General features: G+C 55.3%; 18 protein-coding genes. 7 read left to right on the top strand and 11 right to left on the bottom strand.

The annotated features are described in order from the left end of the window. Positions 1 to 177: 177 nt before the first annotated feature. Genes hisF through hisG form a run of 7 tightly spaced genes read right to left on the bottom strand, consistent with a single transcriptional unit; the run spans position 178 to position 6,807 of the window. Complete coding sequence (gene hisF, locus E1N14_RS12115; protein WP_025011639.1) at positions 178 to 951, bottom strand: imidazole glycerol phosphate synthase subunit HisF; 774 nt, start codon at positions 949 to 951, stop codon at positions 178 to 180. Further along, positions 933 to 1,670: a 1-(5-phosphoribosyl)-5-[(5-phosphoribosylamino)methylideneamino]imidazole-4-carboxamide isomerase gene (gene hisA / locus E1N14_RS12110; protein WP_062793792.1), complete on the bottom strand. Its 738-nt coding sequence runs from the start codon at positions 1,668 to 1,670 to the stop codon at positions 933 to 935. The genes hisF and hisA overlap by 19 nt, the downstream gene beginning before the upstream one ends. Then, a complete protein-coding gene (hisH, locus tag E1N14_RS12105) occupies positions 1,667 to 2,329 on the bottom strand; it encodes an imidazole glycerol phosphate synthase subunit HisH (protein WP_025011638.1) in 663 nt (220 codons plus the stop codon). Before hisH ends, hisA begins: the two co-directional genes overlap by 4 nt. Continuing rightward, positions 2,329 to 3,396 (bottom strand): bifunctional histidinol-phosphatase/imidazoleglycerol-phosphate dehydratase HisB, encoded by a 1,068-nt coding sequence (gene hisB / locus E1N14_RS12100; protein ID WP_025011637.1) that lies wholly within the window; start codon positions 3,394 to 3,396, stop codon positions 2,329 to 2,331. Before hisB ends, hisH begins: the two co-directional genes overlap by 1 nt. A 43-nt stretch (positions 3,397 to 3,439) precedes the next feature. Beyond that, the gene (gene hisC, locus E1N14_RS12095) at positions 3,440 to 4,543 is read right to left on the bottom strand and encodes a histidinol-phosphate transaminase (protein ID WP_081782983.1); all 1,104 of its coding nucleotides are present in this window, start codon (positions 4,541 to 4,543) and stop codon (positions 3,440 to 3,442) included. 5 nt (positions 4,544 to 4,548) lie between these two features. Beyond that, entirely contained in the window at positions 4,549 to 5,907 is a 1,359-nt protein-coding gene (gene hisD / locus E1N14_RS12090; protein WP_025011636.1) for a histidinol dehydrogenase, read from the bottom strand. A gap of 3 nt (positions 5,908 to 5,910) precedes the next feature. Beyond that, positions 5,911 to 6,807, bottom strand: a complete 897-nt coding sequence (gene hisG, locus E1N14_RS12085) for an ATP phosphoribosyltransferase (protein ID WP_025011635.1) — start codon at positions 6,805 to 6,807, stop codon at positions 5,911 to 5,913. Positions 6,808 to 7,360: 553 nt separating this feature from the next. Here hisG and E1N14_RS12080 point away from each other — a divergent pair. Beyond that, entirely contained in the window at positions 7,361 to 9,301 is a 1,941-nt protein-coding gene (locus E1N14_RS12080) for a DNA repair helicase YoaA (protein ID WP_062793791.1), read from the top strand. Between the two features lie 120 nt (positions 9,302 to 9,421). On the opposite strand, the gene hemB is transcribed toward E1N14_RS12080, so the two are convergent. The 4 genes from hemB to E1N14_RS12060 form a co-directional block, all read right to left on the bottom strand. Further along, the gene (gene hemB, locus E1N14_RS12075) at positions 9,422 to 10,432 is read right to left on the bottom strand and encodes a porphobilinogen synthase (protein ID WP_062793790.1); all 1,011 of its coding nucleotides are present in this window, start codon (positions 10,430 to 10,432) and stop codon (positions 9,422 to 9,424) included. A 151-nt stretch (positions 10,433 to 10,583) separates the two neighbouring features. Continuing rightward, positions 10,584 to 11,018, bottom strand: a complete 435-nt coding sequence (locus E1N14_RS12070; protein ID WP_025011634.1) for a hypothetical protein — start codon at positions 11,016 to 11,018, stop codon at positions 10,584 to 10,586. A 26-nt stretch (positions 11,019 to 11,044) separates the two neighbouring features. Further along, on the bottom strand, positions 11,045 to 11,986 hold the full coding sequence (locus tag E1N14_RS12065) for a zinc dependent phospholipase C family protein (protein WP_025011633.1): 942 nt from the start codon (positions 11,984 to 11,986) through the stop codon (positions 11,045 to 11,047). A gap of 164 nt (positions 11,987 to 12,150) precedes the next feature. Further along, positions 12,151 to 13,446 carry an MATE family efflux transporter gene (locus E1N14_RS12060; protein ID WP_025011632.1) on the bottom strand — a complete coding sequence of 432 codons (1,296 nt, stop codon included), beginning with the start codon at positions 13,444 to 13,446 and terminating at the stop codon, positions 12,151 to 12,153. 169 nt (positions 13,447 to 13,615) lie between these two features. Here E1N14_RS12060 and tsaB point away from each other — a divergent pair, with 169 nt between their 5' ends. The 6 genes from tsaB to fadD all read left to right on the top strand — a co-directional run bounded on the left by tsaB (position 13,616) and on the right by fadD (position 19,153). Further along, positions 13,616 to 14,332 carry a tRNA (adenosine(37)-N6)-threonylcarbamoyltransferase complex dimerization subunit type 1 TsaB gene (tsaB, locus tag E1N14_RS12055; protein ID WP_025011631.1) on the top strand — a complete coding sequence of 239 codons (717 nt, stop codon included), beginning with the start codon at positions 13,616 to 13,618 and terminating at the stop codon, positions 14,330 to 14,332. 59 nt (positions 14,333 to 14,391) lie between these two features. Next, positions 14,392 to 14,694 carry a hypothetical protein gene (locus E1N14_RS12050; protein WP_062793789.1) on the top strand — a complete coding sequence of 101 codons (303 nt, stop codon included), beginning with the start codon at positions 14,392 to 14,394 and terminating at the stop codon, positions 14,692 to 14,694. Then, positions 14,681 to 15,388: a M50 family metallopeptidase gene (locus E1N14_RS12045; protein ID WP_025011630.1), complete on the top strand. Its 708-nt coding sequence runs from the start codon at positions 14,681 to 14,683 to the stop codon at positions 15,386 to 15,388. The genes E1N14_RS12050 and E1N14_RS12045 overlap by 14 nt, the downstream gene beginning before the upstream one ends. Positions 15,389 to 15,514: 126 nt before the next feature. After that, positions 15,515 to 16,360, top strand: coding sequence for a class I SAM-dependent methyltransferase (locus E1N14_RS12040; protein WP_025011629.1), 846 nt, complete (start codon positions 15,515 to 15,517; stop codon positions 16,358 to 16,360). 21 nt (positions 16,361 to 16,381) lie between these two features. Next, positions 16,382 to 17,275 carry an alpha/beta fold hydrolase gene (locus tag E1N14_RS12035; protein ID WP_062793788.1) on the top strand — a complete coding sequence of 298 codons (894 nt, stop codon included), beginning with the start codon at positions 16,382 to 16,384 and terminating at the stop codon, positions 17,273 to 17,275. A 204-nt stretch (positions 17,276 to 17,479) separates the two neighbouring features. Beyond that, positions 17,480 to 19,153 (top strand): long-chain-fatty-acid--CoA ligase FadD, encoded by a 1,674-nt coding sequence (fadD, locus tag E1N14_RS12030; protein ID WP_025011628.1) that lies wholly within the window; start codon positions 17,480 to 17,482, stop codon positions 19,151 to 19,153. The last annotated feature ends 20 nt before the right edge of the window (positions 19,154 to 19,173 follow it).

Genomic DNA, 19,173 nt, shown 5'->3' with positions numbered 1-19,173 from the left:
TTTGCAAGAAGCACAACACAGCAGGCAGGCCTGTAAGCCACGCCCTTCGGGGCTTTCACAGCAACCGGCTCTCTGCGTTATCCGACTTTGACAGGCCCAGGCATGCCTTCAGTCAGATGTCTTGAACGCCAATTGCTGTGCAAGCCAGAGTGCCACGAGGACTTATTCGCACCTTCCTTAGCTGCGAATGGCGACGCCGCTTTGCTTGAGAAAGGCTTTCAGCGTCTGGATCTCTATGATCCCCTTGTGAAATACGCTGGCGGCCAAAGCAGCATCGACCTTGGCCTTGTCGAAAACCTCGAGAAAGTGCGCCATGGTACCGGCGCCGCCGGAGGCGATAAGCGGCACATCGCAGACGGCTCTCACTTTGGCGAGCTGCTCGATATCATAACCCTGGCGCACCCCATCCTGGTTCATCACATTGAGGACGATTTCGCCGCAGCCCTGGCGCTGCACCTCTTCGACCCAATCCAGAGTGAGCCATTGGGTGTCGCGGGTCGCCGCTTCATCGCCGGTAAACTGTTTCACCTTATAGCTGTTGTCATTGGCATCGAAGAAAGAGTCTATACCCACCACTATGCACTGGCGGCCGAATTCATCCTGCAGCCTGCGAATAAGGCTGGGATCCGACAGTGCCGGTGAATTGATGGAGATCTTGTCGGCACCGAATGCCAGCAGCTCGCGTGCCTGGGCCAGGGTCTTGATGCCACCGGCTACGCAGAAGGGTATGTCTATCTGCTGCGCCACCCGGCTGACCCAGGACTTATCCACCAACCGCGAGTGGGCGCTGGCGGTGATATCATAGAACACCAGTTCATCGGCGCCTTCGGTAGCATATCTGGCCGCCAGCGGCACGATATCGCCTATGGTTTCGTGGTTACGAAACTGCACGCCTTTGACCACCTTACCGTCTCGTACATCGAGACAAGGGACTATACGTTTTGCCAGCATGCGATCGCCTCCTCTACGCTGAATTCGCCGGTTAGCAAGGCCTTGCCGATAATCAGGCCGCTGGCACCGGAATCCCTGACTGCAGCCACATCATCCAGACTGGCGATACCGCCGGAGGCCTGCCAGGCGATATCGGGAAAGGTCTGCGCCAATTCGCGGTACAGGGCCGTGTTGGCCCCCGTCATGGTGCCATCACGACTGATGTCGGTGACCAAGGCATGTTTAAGGCCCAAAGGGGCAAACTGGGCCACCAGAGATTCCAGGGTTTTACCACCGCCACTCTGCCAGCCGTGAACCGCCACTATTTTCTCGCCGGCGGCATTGATATTGACATCCAGCGCCAGACAGATGGCATCCGGGCCGTATTGCTCGAGCCAGGCGCCAACCAGTTTGGGCTCACGCACCGCCAATGAACCTATCACTACCCGGGAAACCCCGGCCTTGAACAGTTCATCGAGCTGACGCTGGCTGCGCACGCCGCCGCCCACTTGCAGTGGTGTATTCAGGGCGGCCGCGAGTGACGCTATCAGGCTGCTCTGGCAGCGCTCAGGGTCTTTGGCGCCGGTCAAGTCCACCAGATGCAAGAGTGAAGCGCCCTCGGCCTGATAGGCGAGCAGTTGGGCTTCAGGTTGCAGATTGAAGCGGGTCTCCTGTTGGTAATCGCCCTGAAACAGGCGCACTACCTGACCTTCTATTAGATCGATTGCCGGTATAATCATGCTGCAGCTCCGTTAAAATCATCCTGGGTCAGAGTGAGAAAGTTAGCCAGGATAAGGCTGCCGATAGCGGCGCTCTTTTCCGGGTGAAACTGCACTCCCATAAAGTTGTCTTTGGCAATCGCGGCGCTGAAACGCTCGCCGTAACGGCATTCGGCTATGGTGGCCGCCGAAGGCGCGGCGCAAAAGGAATGGACGAAATAGCAGTAGCTGCCTTCATCGATACCGGTAAACAGCGGGTGTGCCTGGCCGTTGGCATCAAGTACGGGGCTCAGTTGATCCCAGCCCATATGTGGACTGGGCAACCCCTTGCAGTCGAGCTGGCGTATAGTGCCCGGGATTAGCCCAAGACACTGGCATTCATCGGCATCTTCGCCACTTTCCTGCGAGCTGTCACACATGAGCTGCATACCGAGACACACTCCCAGCACCGGCTGTTTCAGCGCCTTGATAACAGGAATTAGCTGTTTTTCGGTGAGCGCCGCCATGGCGGCTCTGGCTGTGCCCACCCCAGGAAGCACCACTCTTTCGGCGCTGCGGATAACCTCGGCATCATCACTGATACAGACTTCGGCGCCGAGACGCTCGAAGGCGTATTTCACTGAGCTCAAGTTGGCGCAGCCGGTATCTATTATCACTGTCTTGGCAACGGCTTGGGTCATTACAACACTCCCTTACTGGAAGGCAAGGCATCGCCTTCAACCTTGATGGCCTGGCGTAGAGTGCGCCCCAGCACCTTGAACAGCGCCTCTACCTTGTGGTGGTCGTTGTCGCCCTCGCAGCCAAGGTGCAAGGTGCAGCGCAGGCCGTCGGCAAAGGAGCGAAAGAAGTGCGCTACCATCTCTGTGGCCAGCTCACCGACCTTTTCCCGCTCAAATTCGGCGTTGAACTTGAGGAAGGGACGACCGGAGAGATCCAGCAGGCAGTCGCCGCGGGCTTCATCCATGGGCAGGGAAAAGCCGAAACGGGCTATACCGCGTTTATCGCCCAGCGCCTGACGCAAAGCATCGCCCAGCGCCAGCGCGGTATCTTCCACACTGTGGTGATCGTCTATCTCAAGATCGCCGTCAACCTTGACCGCCAGTTTGAAATTGCCGTGGGTGGCAATCTGATCCAGCATGTGATCGAAAAAGCCTATGCCGGTATTGATGTCGCTGTTGCCGGCGCGGTCGAGATCCACCTCGACCCGAATGTCGGTCTCTTTGGTGGTGCGCACCACAGTTGCTTGGCGACCCCGGCTCAAGAGGGCATCACAGATATCGTCCCAGTTGAGCTTTTCCCTGTCATAGCGATAGCCGGTCAAGCCCATGGCCTCGGCCAGGGCAATATCGGTTTCCCGATCACCAATAACCGCCGAGCGGGTGAAATCCACCAGGCCCTGGGTCAGAAACCCTTTTACCAACCCGAGTTTGGGTTTGCGGCAACTGCAGTTTTCATCGTTGAAGTGAGGGCAAATCAACACCTCGCTGAAGTTGACCCCCTGGCTTGAAAAAATCTGCATCATCAGATTGTGGGGCGCATCGAAGTCTTCTTTCGGGAAGGAGGGGGTGCCCAGGCCATCCTGATTGGAGACCATCACCAAGCGGTAACCGGCGCTTTGCAGATTGAGCAGCGCCGGAATAACGCCGGGTTCAAACACCAGCTTATCCAGTCTGTCCACCTGTTTGTCGGTTTGCGGCTCTTCAATAAGGGTGCCGTCGCGGTCGATAAAGAGTATTTTCTGGCTCATTGATGTTTCCTTGTGCCGGCCGCTGCCGGGCTGATTATTATCGTTATTGCATCTGGCTCAGGGCGGCGAGCAGCCGCTCGGTATCTGAGTCATCGCTGAAACTGAAACGTATGGCGTCGACAAGACGCGGATCCCGGTAGCTGCGGGCGACTATGCCAAAGCGCTGCAACTGCTCACGCACCTTGGGGGCATCGGCGAAATACGCCAGCAGATAGTTGCCGCCACTTGGCAGTACCCGGGCTCCGAGTCTTTCCAGCGCCGCAGCCACTCTTTGCCCCTGGGTCTTGAGCAGCGCCACATCGGCCTGCATTCTGGCTATGCCCTCAGGGCTTAACGCCAAAGCCGCCAAGCGTGCCACAGGGACAGGTACCGGGTAGGGGGCCAGCACCTGTTTTACCATCTCGATAATGCCTTCATTGGCCAGCATAAAGCCGCAGCGGGCTCCGGCCAGGGCAAACGCCTTGGAGAGGGTGCGCAGCACGACCAGGTTGGGATACTCCTTGAGCAAAGAGGCGGCGCTCAGCTCGGGGCTGAATTCAATATAGGCTTCATCCACTACCACTAGCGTGTCTGGCATGGCCTCGAGTATCCGCAGAATTTCACCCTGGCTTACCCAGGTGCCTGTGGGGTTGTTGGGGTTGCAGATAAACAGCAGTTTGGCGCCTTGGGCCTGGGTTAACGCTTTGGGCAACTGAAAATTGTCATCCAACGACAGCGCCTTGACCTCGACATTGAAGGTCGCGGCACTGATGGCGTACATGCCGTAGGTGGGGCCAAAGAGGGCGATGCTGTCTGCCCCCGGGGTGCAAAAGGTGCGGATCAGCAACTCTATCGCTTCATCGGCGCCGCGGCTGCAGATGAGCTGCAAATCTGAGACTCCGGCATAGGCGGCATAGGCGGCTATCACCTCTGGCGGCTGGCACTCGGGGTAGCGGTTGACCCGGTCGATATCCGTGTGGTTGAAGGGGGATTCGTTGGCGTTGATCCAGACTTCCCCCTGGCCGCCAAGGCGCCTGGCGCTTTGATAGGGCTCGAGTGCCAAAAGCTCGGGGCGGGCCAGAGTAGCGGCAAGCTCGCGGCTTTGGCGGGTAACGGCTATTGTTCCTTTCTTGGCATCCGCAGTGGCGGTATTAATGGCTGCAGGCATGGTGTTTATTCCTCCATTCTCGCGGACGGCGCGCGCGATGATGAAACACTCTCGGTTGAACCTTCGGAGCCGGATACCCCAAGAGAGGCCAGACGCAGGGCAACGGCATTGCTGTGAGCGTCAAGCTGCTCTGCCTGGGCCAGGGTCATTACCGAGGGCCCCAAGGCGCACAGACCTTCAGCGCTCAGCTCCTGCACGGTAAAGCGGCGGCAGAAATCCGCCAGTGACAGGCTGGATACCGAGCGGCTGTAGCCGTAAGTGGGCAGCACATGGTTGGTGCCGCTGGCGTAATCACCCACAGATTCCGGGGTGTAGGGGCCGAGAAACACAGAGCCGGCGGCGCGAATTTGTGCCAGCAGCGCTCTTGGGCTGCGGGTCTGGATGATCAGGTGCTCGGGGCCATAGCAGTTGGAAACGGCTGCGGCCTTATCCAGTGAATCGAGCAGTAAAATACGGCTTTCGGCCAATGCTTGGCGGGCAATATCGGCGCGGGGCAGGGCCGCGAGCTGCTTGTCCAGCTCTTGGATGACGGCTTTTGCCAGCGATTCACAGTTAGAGAGCAGTATCACCTGAGAGTCGGGACCGTGCTCGGCCTGTGACAGGAGATCGGCCGCCACAAAGGCTGGACTCGCAGTTTCATCGGCGATGACCAGCATTTCGGATGGCCCTGCCGGCATGTCGATACTGACTCGCGCCCTGGGATCCTGGGACAACTGGCGCTTGGCTTCGGTGACGTAACGGTTGCCCGGGCCAAATATCTTGTCCACCGGCGCTATGGTTTCCGTGCCCAATGCCAGCGCGGCAATGGCCTGGGCGCCACCGGATTGGTAAATCTCTTCAATGCCGCATTCGCTGGCGGCGTAGATGATGGCGCTGTCTATCGGAGCCGGGCTTATCAAGACCCGGCGGCGACAACCGGCGATTCGGGCCGGCAGCGCCAGCATCAACACAGTGGAGATTAGCGGCGCGCTGCCGCCCGGTATGTAGAGGCCGACGCTGTCTATGGGCTCGCTTCTGAGTTCACAGCGCACTCCGGCCTGGGTATTGATATCCAAAGCCTGGGGTTGCTGCGCGCTGTGGAACACATCTATGTTGGCCATGGCGGTCTTGATGGCGTCTTTGAGCTCAGGGCTAACGTCCTGGGCAGCGGCTTTTATTTGCGCCTGACTGAGGGCGATATTCTCAAGGGGGATATTATCAAAGCGCTCGCTGTACTCCCTGAGGGCTTGGTCTCCCTTGGCGGCGACGGCCTCAATGATCTCGCCGACGCTCTGCTCGAGCGCTTTGCTGCTTACCAGGGAGGAGCGCTGGAGTGCAGCGACCTGCTCGCTTTCGCTCAGTTTGTCCCATACCAGATACTGCATGCTTCACCCCATCATCTTTTCAATTGGCATTACCAGAATCGAGCTGGCACCGAGCTTGGTCAGCTCTTCCATTGTGTCCCAGAATAGATCTTCTGTGCTGACCGCGTGGATGGCGACCCGGTTGCTGTCATCGTTGAGCGGCAACACTGTGGGGTTCTCGGCGCCGGGCAGCAGGGCAACAATCTGCTCCAGGGTTTCAGTGGGAGCGTGCAGCAGGATATATTTGCTTTCCCGGGCACGGATGACGCCGTTGACCCGGCTCATCAGCTTGTCGATCAAGGCCTGTTTGGCCGGGGTTTGGGTTTGCTGTGATTGGATGACACAGGCCATAGAGCGGAAGATAACTTCGGTCTCGTACAAGCCATTGGCTTCCAAAGTGGCGCCGGTGGAAACCAGATCGCAGATCCCGTCGGCGAGTCCGGCACGGGGGGCCACTTCTACCGAGCCCTTGAGCATACAATCGCGATAACTTATGCCCTTATTTTGCATAAAACGGCGCAACAGGTTGGGGTAGGAGGTGGCAATTCGCAAGCCTTCCAGTGAGGCGGCGTCCTGATAAGGGAACTCACTGGGTACCGCCAGCGATAAACGGCAGGCGCCGAAGTCCAGTTGTCTGAGTTTGTTGCAGGCCGAAGGTTTGCCCAGTGTCTGCCGTTCTATCTGCTCCTCTTCCAGCACATTCTCGCCAATGATCCCCAAATCGACCACGCCATCCATGACCAAGCCGGGAATGTCGTCATCACGCACCCGCAGCAGATCCAGTGGCATATTGTCGGCGTGGGCTATCAGACGCTGTTCGTTAACGGTGAATTTTACGCCGCAGTTTTTCAGCAGTTGTTGTGATTCTTTCGAAAGCCGGCCCGATTTCTGGATGGCGATGCGCAGTCGATTTGAAGTCATAGTGGTCATTCCTGTTGGTCAATTCAATCTTGGTTAAAAAACTCAAATCCGGAAACGAAAAACCCCCGGAATTCCTTCCAGGGGTTTTCAGATCTTATGAATCAACCGCCAGAAGGAATGAACCTTCGGCAGTCAGCTCCGAAGGCTACCGCTCGTGGTGGTGATGATGGATAGCGTTGCGAAGCTGTGTCATGTAATAAATCCTGTGATTTCACGCTGTAATTTTGCAGCGCATAAACATTCAATTCTGAGCCAATTCGGCTGGTGTGTTTTAAGCTAATCCCTTTGGCTGGAATTTGCAACACCCAAAATCAAAAAATGTCTGCTGCTTGAAAAGGATTCATCAAGCGGCCCGCTTGGGCATAAGTTTGCGAATCGTTAGCTAAAGAGTTGGTGTAAGTGGCTATGTTAACTATGTCAGCTATGTCAATGCCAACTCTGTCAACTATGCCAACTCTGTCGGGTAGAGCGGCTTGGCGATAAGGTTTGTCCCTTGTATCCGTCACTCAAATAGCGATAATGCACGCCATACCCCAGGGCAAAATGGAGCACAATGCGTAATCGACTCGTCAGCGAAACGGCACTGGCCTTTGCCCCGGGCGGCCCTTTGGCCACCAATATCAGGGGCTTCAAGCCTAGGGAGCAACAACTGGAGATGGCCCGCGAAGTGGCCCAGTTACTCCATGGCTCAAGCGGCGCTGCAGTGCCTTTGGTGCTCGAAGCCGGCACAGGGGTTGGCAAGACCTTCGGTTATCTGATCCCGGCGCTGCTCTCCGGCAAGCAAGTGATTGTCTCCACCGGCTCAAAGAACCTGCAAGAACAGCTGTTTTATAAAGATCTGCCGGCCTTGCTGCAGATGCTGGATCTGCAAGTTAGGGTGGCCCTGCTCAAAGGGCGCAACAATTATCTGTGTCAGTTGTTGCTGGAGCAGCAGTTGAATGGCGCCCAGAGCCGCAGCCCGGAAGTGCTCGATGATCTGCTCAGGATAAATCAATGGGCCGCGGCCAGCACAGATGGCGATCTCGGTACTCTGGCCACGGTTTCCGAACAGTCGCCGGCACTGGCGCTGGTGGCTTCTTCGAAAGAGCGCTGCAGCGGCAAGCGCTGCGCCTTCTATGACAGCTGCTTTACCCGCAAGGCCAGACAGAAGAGCCTGGAAGCCAGGATTATCGTGGTTAACCATCATCTGTTTTTTGCCGACAGGATCCTCAAGGATACCGGCTTTGCCGAGTTGTTGCCTGATGCCGATGCGGTGATTTTCGATGAGGCTCACCTGCTTGCCGATATCGCCGTAACCTACTTTGGTCGCCAACTGTCGCTCGCGGCTATGCAGCGAGTGCTGGAACGGGTGGAGGCGGTATATCAACAGGAACTCAGGGATACTTCACAACTGAGCGATCTCGCCAGACGCTGCGGCTCCCGCCTGGCGGATTGGGCGCAGATGACCCAGGCTTCCGGGCAAAGCGACTGGCGTCCCTTGTTGGCCGATAAAGAACTTGCGAGGCAATGCTGGCAGCTGCTCGAAGAGTTTCGGGCGCTGGAGCGGGTAATGCTGGCCAATATCGGTCGCAGTGATGAACTGGATGATTGCCTGGAAAAATGGCTCGATTACTGTAGGCAGCTGGAGCAGTTTTTCAACTGTGAAGATCAAAGTGCGGCTTACAGTATAGAGCAGGGCAGTCGCCTGCCGACGCTGAGAATGGCGCCTATTGATGTTGCCAAGGCGTGTCAGGCGCTGTTTGAGGTGCAAACCCGATGGCTATTTACCTCGGCAACGCTACAGGTGAATCGCAGCCTGAACCATTTTTGCCGGACATTGGGGCTTAAGGGGGCCAGGGAGCTTATTCTGGACAGCCCTTTTGACTACCGACGCCAGGCAATTTTGTGTGTCCCCAGGGAGCTTGGGGATGTGCGCTCTGAAGGGGATTATCAGTTTCGGCGCCTGCTTGAGGTGTGTGAGCAGGCGATTAATGCGGCCAAGGGCCGAACCTTTATTTTGTTTACCAGTCACAGGATGCTCCAACGGGTGGCGCAGGCGCTTCATGGTCGCAGCCGCTATCCACTCCTGGTGCAAGGCAGCGCCGGCAAGCAGACTCTGCTGAAAAAGTTTCGTCAGCTGGGTAATGCCGTGCTGCTGGGCACTGGCAGTTTTTGGGAAGGCGTGGATGTGCGCGGCAAGTTACTCTCTTGCGTGATAATCGACAAACTGCCCTTTGTGTCTCCGGACGATAATCTCTATCGCGCCAGAGCCGCAGAGATCAGTAAGCGACAGGGTGACCCCTTTATGGAGTTGGCCTTGCCCCAGGCTGTGATAGCACTCAAGCAGGGTGTTGGGAGGCTCATTCGTGACGAGAGCGACCGCGGTGTGTTAATTCTCTGTGATAATCGCATCGTCAATCGCAGTTATGGTCAGGCATTTCTCAACTCCTTGCCGCCCATGTACCGAACCCGCAATTTGCAATCTGCCTTGTCTTTTCTTGAAGGGATAGGTTGATTAAAAACAGTTAGATACTGTATTTGAGAGTATTAATTCAATTTTTGGAACAAATAAATTGATAGTAAAAAGGCGCCTAAAACTAGGCGCCTTTTGCTCTCTGTCTCTCTGTACTAGCTATTAGTCGCGATCTGCGGCCAGCCAGGAAGCAAATTGCTTGGTGTAGTAGCTGACAATCAAGCTGGCACCGGCGCGTTTGAAGCCGACAAAGCTTTCGGTAACCACGGCTCTTTCGTCCAGAGCGCCGGCCAGAGCCGCGAACTTGATCCCGGCATATTCACCGCCCACATGATAAGCCGCCAAAGGCAACTCGGTACGCTCTCTCAATTGTGACAACACATCCAGATAAGGCGTACCTGGTTTAACCATCAGAATATCGGCACCTTCCTCTTCATCGAGCAGGGCCTCTAACAGCGCTTGCCGGCCATTGGCGCTATCCAGTTGATAACCTTTACGATTGCCGCTGAGTTCACAATCTACCGCCGCCCGGAATGGACCGTAGAAAGAGGAGGCAAACTTGGCCGAGTGGGCCAAAATGGCAACATTTTCAAAACCGGCCGCATCCAGGCCCTCGCGTATCGCCCGAATTTGGCCGTCCATCATGGCCGAAGGGGCCAGCATGTCGGCACCGGCGCGGGCAGCGCAGACAGACTGCTTGACCAGGTTTTCCACAGTCGCGTCATTACAAACTTCATTGTGCTCAACCACACCACAGTGGCCGTGATCTGTGTACTCGCAGAAACAGATATCCGGGATCACCAGCATCTCGGGCGCTTCCTGCTTGATGGTGCGGATCATCCGTGCCAACAGGCCGTCATCGTTCCAGGTATCGCTGCCGATGGCATCTTTATGGTGTGAAATACCAAAGGGCATCACATAGCGGATCCCGAGGGCCTTCAGCTCACGGATCTCAGCTGCCAGCATGCTCTCGGGCAATCGGCTGATCCCGGGAAGGGTGCTGATGGCCACAGGCTCAGTAATGCCTTCTTCGATGAAAAGTGGGTGTACCAGATCTGTCAGGGAAACTTGCTGCTCGCGAACCAGATCCCGCATGGCTTCTGAGCTGCGAAGACGGCGAAGGCGACGAAGAGGTTTGGTGAAGCTGCCGTGACGGCAATGACTGTCTGACATGAGATTTCCTTTACTGCTATGGCGGGTGCCTGTTTGCCGAATATTGTCTCAAGACCCGGTAACCAGCACTAAGCTATTGAGGTTAAAGGGGCGCGAGCGCCCAAGTGCGCCTAGGATACCCTTTGCAGGAAACGCGATACTATGACAGGGATCACAGTTCATCCAGGCAGATGTTGGCAGGTGCAATACTGGTCTCACAGGGATGTGTGCCCTGTTGCCAATGCTGTTTGTCGAGCTTTGCGGTGCAGCCACTGTCTTCCATCAGGGCCCGCTCACCGTCTGCGCTGCAAAGCAACAAGAGGGCATGATCCTCGATACGAAACAGGTGCAGTTGGTATTGACTGAATGGCTCGAGCAGGGAGGCGTCATGGGCTGTGGCCAACGCCAATAAAGTTTGGCCGTCGAGGTTGGCCGGATGATTTTCATAACGTATGGTGGCTTCGGCCGCGCTGGTCACCTTGGTCAGTGCCGGTGCCAGTTGTTGGTATTCCTGATCATGCCTGTCACCGAGACCGCAGCCACCAAGTGTCGGTAGCAGCACCAGCAGCAGGCAGACGATTGGGCCTTGATGGAAAATTGATTTCATCCTTGAATCCTTATCTACAAATAGTGCTAGGTCGGCGTTAGTTCTTGCCAAAAGGCCAGTTTACCTGCGGCATCCCGGCCCGTGTCCAAATTCCAATCTTTGATACTTTCCAGATAGGCGCTATCTTGCTCCAGCACACCGCTGGCGATAAGTTGCCAAAAGTGTTTGACGTTTTCTCTGGCGCGCAGAAAAATTGCGTCATAGTGCATATCGCCTTCAGGGGTGGTCAGGGTTAAATACGTTTTTTCAATCTGCTCCTGCTCAGGGTATAGGACGGCGAACTTGACGCCCAGGTGGCGGGCAAACGGCAGCAGTCTGTTGCCTTCCTCGGCAATCTTGTCCACCACAGTGATAAAGCCTTTATGCCAGTCATTGATGGCGGGCGCATTATTGGCCCATTCCTCTATATATACATCTTTGAAGCAGTTGTCCCACAATCTCTCTATGACAGGATCCAGCTTCTGGCCTGTGGCATCGCAGCAGGCGGCAATGCCGGAATCCAGGTGTTCGGACAGACCGATTGCCCCGAGATTGAGCTTGGGATAGATATAGGCATCCTGATGCATTTCACAATGCCTGTGGGCATCGGCGTTTTCTTTGTAGGGGCCTACTTTCATCTCAATAACCGGATGGACAGTGACATCTGTGATCACATGGGCACAATAGCCCAGCAACCAGGCCAGGCCCTTGTCGCGTTCTTCCCCTTCACTGCAGGCCAGGTGACGAACGCCGGCTTTGAGCATTTCGCCGCTATGCTGGTAATGCATCTTGTCGGCCCAACTTTTGGCCTGTTGGCGGTCATTGAGAGCGAGATAGGGATAATCCGGGCTGACAGCCCCAAGCTCGCAGTACTTGAAGTGTTTCAGTAAGGCGCGAATAGCGGCCTTGGGCATATGGGTAACCGCCTCCAGCTCAAGTGGCTGTCTGAGGCTATTGACCAGTGTGAGGTGTGCATAGGCGCCTGGCATTCCCTGGCCTCCAATCCTTTGCTGTTGCGTGCTGTTCCTTGGGGGTTAACCTTAGCCGCTGAAGGTGAAAACAGCCATAGCCCGAAGCTACTATCAAGCGAAATTGACTCAAGAGTAAATCAGACTGGCCGCTTTCCTTGGTTGATACCCGGAAACCCTCTTCCTTAGGAAACGGCCGGTGAAGCCTGGGCTTTACTGTGGCGGATATGGCGCTCCACCAGAGCGCCTATCAGGTACATCATCAAGTAACCGCAGCCGAGGGCGAGGATCACCGCCACCACATTGGCCGTCAGTTGTCTGAGCAGGAAGAAGGCGCCTACCAGAGTAATGATGCCGGCCAGGCGGATCAGCAAACTGGCATTGAAGTAGCCTTCGGCCTTGATATAGGCCAGTTGATAACCGTTGAGCATCAGAAAGATGAAGAAAATGGCATAGTGCAGCAGTACCGGGACGGCGCCGTGATACTGGGGTGGAAACAGCATTCTGAATAGACTCTCGCCGCCCAGCAGCATGACAACAAAGAAACTGATGCTGACAATCAGCGCCAGCTTGTAGAGCCAGTGTTTGATGGCGCGGATCTGTTCATTGTCCCGGGCGCGAACACAGACCGCCAATTCCGGCAGTACGAAGCGGTAGATAGGGAATACAAACAGCAAGGTCATGTAAGTAAATACCGGCCTGACCACCACTTGGAAATCCCCCAGCTCTTCGACACTGAAATAACGTATGGTCAGCAGTACGGTAATATAGATCATCAGAATGCTGGAGCCGGCTTCGAGCGAGGCGGTGACACTGCGCTTCATAAAGCTTTTCAGCGCCGGCTCTAGATTGACCTTGGCGAGCGGCGCGGTGGCGATTTGACGCCGCCTTCTCAGATACATAAAGGCCGCGATAATCAGAGACGACAGCGTCGTAGCGTAAAAGAGTGCCCCCAGCGGCGCCATACTCAGCCCGTAGTAACACAGGGCAAAGGCCAGCACCAAAGACAGCGGCTCCATCCAGGTAACCTTGTTACTGATTTCATAGAGACGATACATGGCAACCAGGTTGGTAAAGTACACCTTGAGCCCCATGCTGACTATGATGCCCACCAGTTGCAGGTACTCCACATCTATGGCGAGTTTGTGCTTGATATAGGGCAGTATGATGCCCCAGGTCAGCAGCACTACAAGGATCAGCACATAGCGGAAAATATTGATGATATCCCTGTCGTTGCGGGTCTGGCTGTAGGACACCACCATAGACGAGCGAAAGCCTGTCATCAGGATCAGTGACAGCGAGATGATGTCGATAACCGTGTGGTAGATAGCCAGATCCGCCTTGGGAACCCAGCTTGCGAGCCAGACTTTAAAGGAAAACCCGATGGCTATGCTGATGAGAGTGGCCCAAATACCGGCGACAAAGGCACGTTTCAACCGCGAAACTGCGGTTTCGTTGGAAGACTGAGAGAGGCTGGACATAACAGACGCTAACCGAAAAGGGGACTCCATATTAGTTGAGAACTGTTCTCATTGTCCATGATAAGGATCACAAGGGCAGATCCGGGCTTGGTTTCGGCGTATTTGATGGTATGATCCCGCCGCTATTAACTCGCCGAAGGCCATACCTTCGCCCATCAAGGTTGAACCCATGACATCGACTACACTTGCCAATTCTCCTGTTATTCTGGCTCTGGATACCTGTACCGAACTCTGCTCAGCGGCGCTGGCATGGCAAGATGGCAGTATTGCGGAATCTGTCGATGCGCCCCGTGAACACAGCCAAAGATTGCTGCCCATGATAGAGAACTTGCTGAGCCAATCCGGGCTCAAGATGCAGGATATCGGCCTTATCGCCTATGGCCGTGGGCCGGGGAGTTTCACCGGTATCCGTATCTGCACCTCTATGACTCAAGGGTTGGCGCTGGGGCTGGATGTACCTGTAATCGGCATCTCTACCTTGGCCGCCATGGCGCAGCAAGCGATAACTGAACATGGTGCGCAGCAGGTGATTTGTGCCATAGATGCCCGCATGGGCGAAATCTATTGGGCGGCGTTTGCGCAGGAATCCGGTATGGCCAAACTGGTTGGCATAGAGCAAGTGAGCGCCCCTGAGACAATGACCTCGCCCTTTGCCAATACGGACAAGGTGTATTGCTGCGGCACTGGGTTTGATGCCTACCCGACACTTTTACAACATGCCGAAAACTTGACCTTGCTGGATGCGGTGAAATATCCTCAAGCCAGTGCTATGCTTGCTTTGGCAAGCCTAGGTTGGCAACAAGGGCAGGCCACCTCGGTCGATGAGCTGGCGCCTGTGTATTTGCGAGATACAGTTGCCTGGAAGAAACTGCCGGGAAGGGAATAGGGCTTCAGGCGGGTTAACTGCCTCAAGGGCTTGGGGCAAACGGGGATCAAACCAGTATCATGATGATCAAGCAGACGGGACATCCGGGTGCAGTTCAAAGTCTGTCGCAGGCGGTAGCCGGCAACAGGCCTCCTGAGCGTGCCCAGAAAACCGTTGAGACTCAGGATGAAATCCTTGTCAGCCCATCCAGGCAGTTGGTCGAGTTTGACAGCCAAGCCCTTAACGACAAATACCAACAAAGAGAGCAGCTGAAGCGGGAAACCGCAGGTCATTCTGATGCTATCGCCCTCTATCTGAATACCCAACACGCCGCGCAGCGGGACGCTATCTCAGCCATGGTGGGCATAGATGTCTACGCCTGACAGTCCCGCAGCCGATAACGCTTTTGTAAAACCTTCCCATTCACTGCCGTTGCCGGGAAGAGGCCAGTTTCTGCTGGAACTCTTGCTGGCCTTGATGTTGACTCATCTGCCCTATGTCTCTGTACCCTTCAAATGGTTGGAAAGCTATTTCCATGAATTGTCCCATGCGCTGGCAACGCTGTTAAGCGGCGGGATTGTCAGCCATATCCAACTCTTTCCGAGTGGCGCCGGTTTCTGCTTCAGTCAGGGCGGCTGGCCGCTCCTTATCGGATTCAGCGGTTATTTGGGGGCGGCCTTTTGGGGCTGCCTGCTTTACCACCTGGCTACTTGGCCGCGGGGGATCCGTATAAGTTTTGCCTTTATCGGCGCCTTGGTGCTGCTCACCATACTGCTGTGGGGGCGGGACTTACTGACCCTGAGTATCCTCATTAGTCTGAGTGTATTGTTTCTGCTGCCGCTGAAATTTGGCGGCAATCGACTGCTCAGCGGCAGCCTGCGCCTGGTGGCCTTGATGGTGATGCTCAATGCGCTTGCCAGTCCTGCTGTGTTGCTGGGGCTGGACGATAGGGGGGATGCGGTATTGCTGGCTGAGCACAGCTGGGTGCCTGCGTTCGTCTGGGTATTGCTGTGGTTCGCTTCCGGCTTATTGGCGCTACTGCTTTGCTGGCGCCGCATAGATGGAAAATCAAACTGATCATTGGCAAGTCTGCCGCTCACTGTTAGCTTGAATTGCAATCTTATTTGGCACCAGTGCGTGCCAAAAAGTCGTTTCGGCGGGTCTGTTGCCGCAGCATAAATCTACATTCAAAGGAGAAGGGAAATGGAATACAAGCAATTTAATCGCAAGCTGGCAACGCCGCTTGGCAAGGCTTTGCTGGTGGCTGGCATGCTGCTTGGCAGCGGTGCGGTGCAGGCCGGCGAACCGGCTTTGCTGGAGGCGGTTAACAGTGACTTCCGCCGGGAAGCCAATGTCGAGCGCGACCAATATCGTCATCCAGAGCAGACACTGGCTTTTTTCGGGATCACTGCGGAGCAAACCGTGATTGAGCTCTGGCCAGGCGGCGGCTGGTACACAGAAATCCTGGCGCCTATGTTGGCGGACAAGGGGCAGTATATTGCCGCCGGTTTTAACACAGCGCCGCAAGAAGACAACCCGGGCAGCCGTTATCGGGCCAAAGCGGGCAAGCGTTATCTAGAATGGCTGCAAGCCCATCCCAAAGAGCTTGGCAAAATCGAACTGGTGGTTTTGGATCCTCCCGCACAGGTTAAACTGGGAGAAGATGCCAGCGCCGATGCTGTACTCACTTTCAGAAACCTGCATAACTGGGCCAGTCAGGGGCAACTGCAAACCGTGTTTCAGGCTGCCTTTAATGTGCTTAAAGATGGCGGCGTCTTTGGTGTGGTTGAGCACAGGGGCAAAGCCGGTAACGGCCCTGACAGCGGCTACATGATGCAGGATGAGATGATAGCACTGGCAGAAAAGGTCGGCTTCACCTTGGAAGCCAGCAGTGAGATCAACGCCAATGCCAGGGACAGTAAGGATTACCCCAAAGGCGTCTGGACCTTGCCGCCAACATTGCGACTGGGTGAGCAGGACAGGGACACTTATCTCAAGATAGGAGAAAGTGACCGTATGACACTCAAATTTATCAAAAAAGCGAACTGATACACTGACAACAGAGGCATTATGTGGCAACCTTCCGCCCCCGTAAAAGCACTGAAGATCCCGCTGCCGCACCTCACGCTGGCTGCCCAATGCTGGGGAGCGGAAGATAAGCCGCTGTTACTGGCATTGCATGGATGGCTGGATAACAGTAACAGCTTTGCCCCTTTGGCCGAGAAGCTGATGAATGATTATCGTATTCTTGCCATTGATTGGCCTGGACATGGTTTATCGGGTCACAGGCCAGGGCGTTATCCGCTGCACTGGATTGATTATCTGTATGATCTTGAGCTGCTGCTGGACCACTTGGCCGGCGATGCACCAGTCACTCTGTTGGGGCACTCCCTTGGGGGGATCGTTGCCAGTGCTTATGCTGCAGCGTTTCCTGAACGAGTCGATAAGTTGCTGTTGATTGAAGCCTTCGCTCCTCTCTATGAGGCGGTGGAGCAGGCCAAACCCAGGCTGAGAAAGAGCTTTGCTGCCCACAAGCGTATGCTCGGCAGCAAACGTAGCCAAGTGGTTTATGACAGTATTGAGCCGGCCATCAAAGCCAGAGTGCAGTTGACCGGATTGGCCGAGCCCTGGTCCAGATTATTGGTGACGCGCAATATGCAAATTGATGCCCAGGGTGCCAGTTGGCGCAGTGACCCAAGGCTACGACTCGACTCGCCGATGCGACTTTGTTTTGAGCAGGTAGCATCCCTGATGCAGGGGATCGCCATCCCCAGCTTACTTATCACGGGTGAACAGGGATTTCCTGGACTGGTGCAGAGTTTACCTCAGGCCCGCGCCTGGTACAGGGATTTGCAGATAGTACAACTACCAGGGGATCACCATCTACATATGGGGAACACCGATGAGGTAGCGCAAACTCTGGCCGGATTTCTCCAAGGTAGAAAATCCAATCCGGGGGACTAGGCAAATAAAAGCTTTTATGTGATGATGATCAAAATTTTAAACGCCCGTATGATTTTTGCGGCGCGAAAGTTAACTACCAAGAGTCGAGGCCAAAGGCCTTAATAAGAACTTTATAAAAATACTCAGTGCTTTGCCCGCAGACGCTGCGGGCTTTAACGACAGAGAGAGTCGTTTCCGCTGAAGACGGAATTTTAGGAGAGATTTGTGGACCAGCCCTGGATTAACAGTTTGCCTGCCGACGTGCCTGCCGAAATTGATGCCAGCCGCTATGCTTCCTTGCTGGAGATGTTGGAATCAGCGGTCAATACCTATGCCGACCAACCCGCATTCGTCAATATGGGCGCAACCCTGACGTACCGAAAACTGGAAGAGCGCAGCCGTGCCTTCGCCGCTTATTTGCAAAATGATCTCAAATTGCAAAAGGGCGATCGGGTGGCGATCATGATGCCGAACCTGCTGCAATATCCCATCGCCCTGTTTGGTGTGTTGCGGGCCGGCATGGTAGTGGTCAATGTCAATCCGCTTTATACCCCAAGAGAGCTCAAACATCAGTTGGTCGACTCCGGCGCCAAGGCGATAGTGGTGGTGTCCAACTTTGCCAGCACACTGGAGCAAGTGGTCGATCAAACTCCGGTCAAAAACGTCATTATCACAGGGCTTGGCGATCTCTTGAGTGCGCCTAAGCGTACCCTGGTTAATTTTGTGGTGAAGTATATCAAGCGCCTGGTGCCCAAATACTCTCTGCCACACGCCATCTCTATGCGCCGGGCGCTTCGGGCCGGTAAAAAGGCGCAATACGTCAAGCCTGTGGTCAAGAGTGATGATATCGCCTTTTTACAGTATACCGGCGGTACCACTGGCGTTTCCAAGGGCGCCATGCTCAGCCATGGCAACATAGTTGCCAACGTATTGCAGGCCAACGGTGCTTATGCCCCTTTGCTCAACGACGGCAAGGAGTTTGTGGTAACCGCCTTGCCGCTTTACCATATTTTCGCCTTAACGGTGAACTGTTTGTTGTTCCTGCATAAGGGCGCCAACAATTTGCTGATCACCAATCCCAGGGATATTCCGGGATTTGTGGCCGAACTCAAGAAAACACCTTTCACGGCTCTCACTGGGGTGAACACCCTGTTCAACGCCCTGGTCAACAGCGAAGAGTTTGCCGCTCTGGACTTCTCCCGCCTCAAACTCTCTATTGGTGGCGGTATGGCGGTGCAGCGCGCCGTGGCCGACAAGTGGCAGAACATCACCAAGACTCGCTTGCTCGAAGGCTATGGCCTGACCGAAGCTTCACCTCTGGTAGCTTGCTGCCCTTACGATCTGGCCGGTTACAACGGCTCTATCGGCTTACCTGCACCTTCGACGCAAATTCAAGTGCGGGGTGATGACGGTCAGGTATTGCCTCAGGGTGAGACGGGCGAACTTTTTGCCAAGGGGCCTCAGGTGATGATGGGCTACTGGCAACGTCCGGAAGAAACCGCCAAAGTGATCGACAAAGACGGTTGGCTGGCCACAGGCGATATCGGCTATATGGATGAAAAAGGCTTTTTCTATATTGTCGATCGCAAGAAGGATATGATCCTGGTTTCCGGCTTCAACGTCTTCCCCAATGAAGTGGAAGAGGTGGTGGCCTTGCATCCCAAGGTGGTTGAAGTGGCCGCTGTGGGCGTGCCGCATGAGGTCAGTGGTGAACTGGTGAAGATTTTTGTGGTGGCAAAAGACAAATCTTTGACCGAGAAGGAGCTTATCAAGCACTGTCGCCATCATTTAACAGGATATAAGGTGCCGAAGCTGGTAGAATTCAGGGACGAATTGCCGAAAACCAACGTAGGAAAGATCCTGCGCAGAGAACTCAGAGATGAGGCCAAATCTGCATAATATAAAGAGCCGGCGCCAGC

Source organism: Shewanella algae, from assembly GCF_009183365.2.
Taxonomy (GTDB): Bacteria; Pseudomonadota; Gammaproteobacteria; order Enterobacterales; family Shewanellaceae; genus Shewanella; species Shewanella algae.
The sequence above is the reverse complement of the archived record's forward strand: the minus strand, read 5'-3'. Positions and strand labels throughout refer to the sequence as shown.

Excerpts from the sequence above, each read along its gene's own strand:
- hisF (WP_025011639.1), bottom strand. The coding sequence starts at position 951 with ATGCTGGCAAAACGTATAGTCCCTTGTCTCGATGTACGAGACGGTAAG.
- hisA (WP_062793792.1), bottom strand. The coding sequence starts at position 1,670 with ATGATTATACCGGCAATCGATCTAATAGAAGGTCAGGTAGTGCGCCTG.
- hisH (WP_025011638.1), bottom strand. The coding sequence starts at position 2,329 with ATGACCCAAGCCGTTGCCAAGACAGTGATAATAGATACCGGCTGCGCC.
- hisB (WP_025011637.1), bottom strand. The coding sequence starts at position 3,396 with ATGAGCCAGAAAATACTCTTTATCGACCGCGACGGCACCCTTATTGAA.
- hisC (WP_081782983.1), bottom strand. The coding sequence starts at position 4,543 with ATGCCTGCAGCCATTAATACCGCCACTGCGGATGCCAAGAAAGGAACA.
- hisD (WP_025011636.1), bottom strand. The coding sequence starts at position 5,907 with ATGCAGTATCTGGTATGGGACAAACTGAGCGAAAGCGAGCAGGTCGCT.
- hisG (WP_025011635.1), bottom strand. The coding sequence starts at position 6,807 with ATGACTTCAAATCGACTGCGCATCGCCATCCAGAAATCGGGCCGGCTT.
- E1N14_RS12080 (WP_062793791.1), top strand. The coding sequence starts at position 7,361 with ATGCGTAATCGACTCGTCAGCGAAACGGCACTGGCCTTTGCCCCGGGC.
- hemB (WP_062793790.1), bottom strand. The coding sequence starts at position 10,432 with ATGTCAGACAGTCATTGCCGTCACGGCAGCTTCACCAAACCTCTTCGT.
- E1N14_RS12070 (WP_025011634.1), bottom strand. The coding sequence starts at position 11,018 with ATGAAATCAATTTTCCATCAAGGCCCAATCGTCTGCCTGCTGCTGGTG.
- E1N14_RS12065 (WP_025011633.1), bottom strand. The coding sequence starts at position 11,986 with ATGCCAGGCGCCTATGCACACCTCACACTGGTCAATAGCCTCAGACAG.
- E1N14_RS12060 (WP_025011632.1), bottom strand. The coding sequence starts at position 13,446 with ATGTCCAGCCTCTCTCAGTCTTCCAACGAAACCGCAGTTTCGCGGTTG.
- tsaB (WP_025011631.1), top strand. The coding sequence starts at position 13,616 with ATGACATCGACTACACTTGCCAATTCTCCTGTTATTCTGGCTCTGGAT.
- E1N14_RS12050 (WP_062793789.1), top strand. The coding sequence starts at position 14,392 with ATGATGATCAAGCAGACGGGACATCCGGGTGCAGTTCAAAGTCTGTCG.
- E1N14_RS12045 (WP_025011630.1), top strand. The coding sequence starts at position 14,681 with ATGTCTACGCCTGACAGTCCCGCAGCCGATAACGCTTTTGTAAAACCT.
- E1N14_RS12040 (WP_025011629.1), top strand. The coding sequence starts at position 15,515 with ATGGAATACAAGCAATTTAATCGCAAGCTGGCAACGCCGCTTGGCAAG.
- E1N14_RS12035 (WP_062793788.1), top strand. The coding sequence starts at position 16,382 with ATGTGGCAACCTTCCGCCCCCGTAAAAGCACTGAAGATCCCGCTGCCG.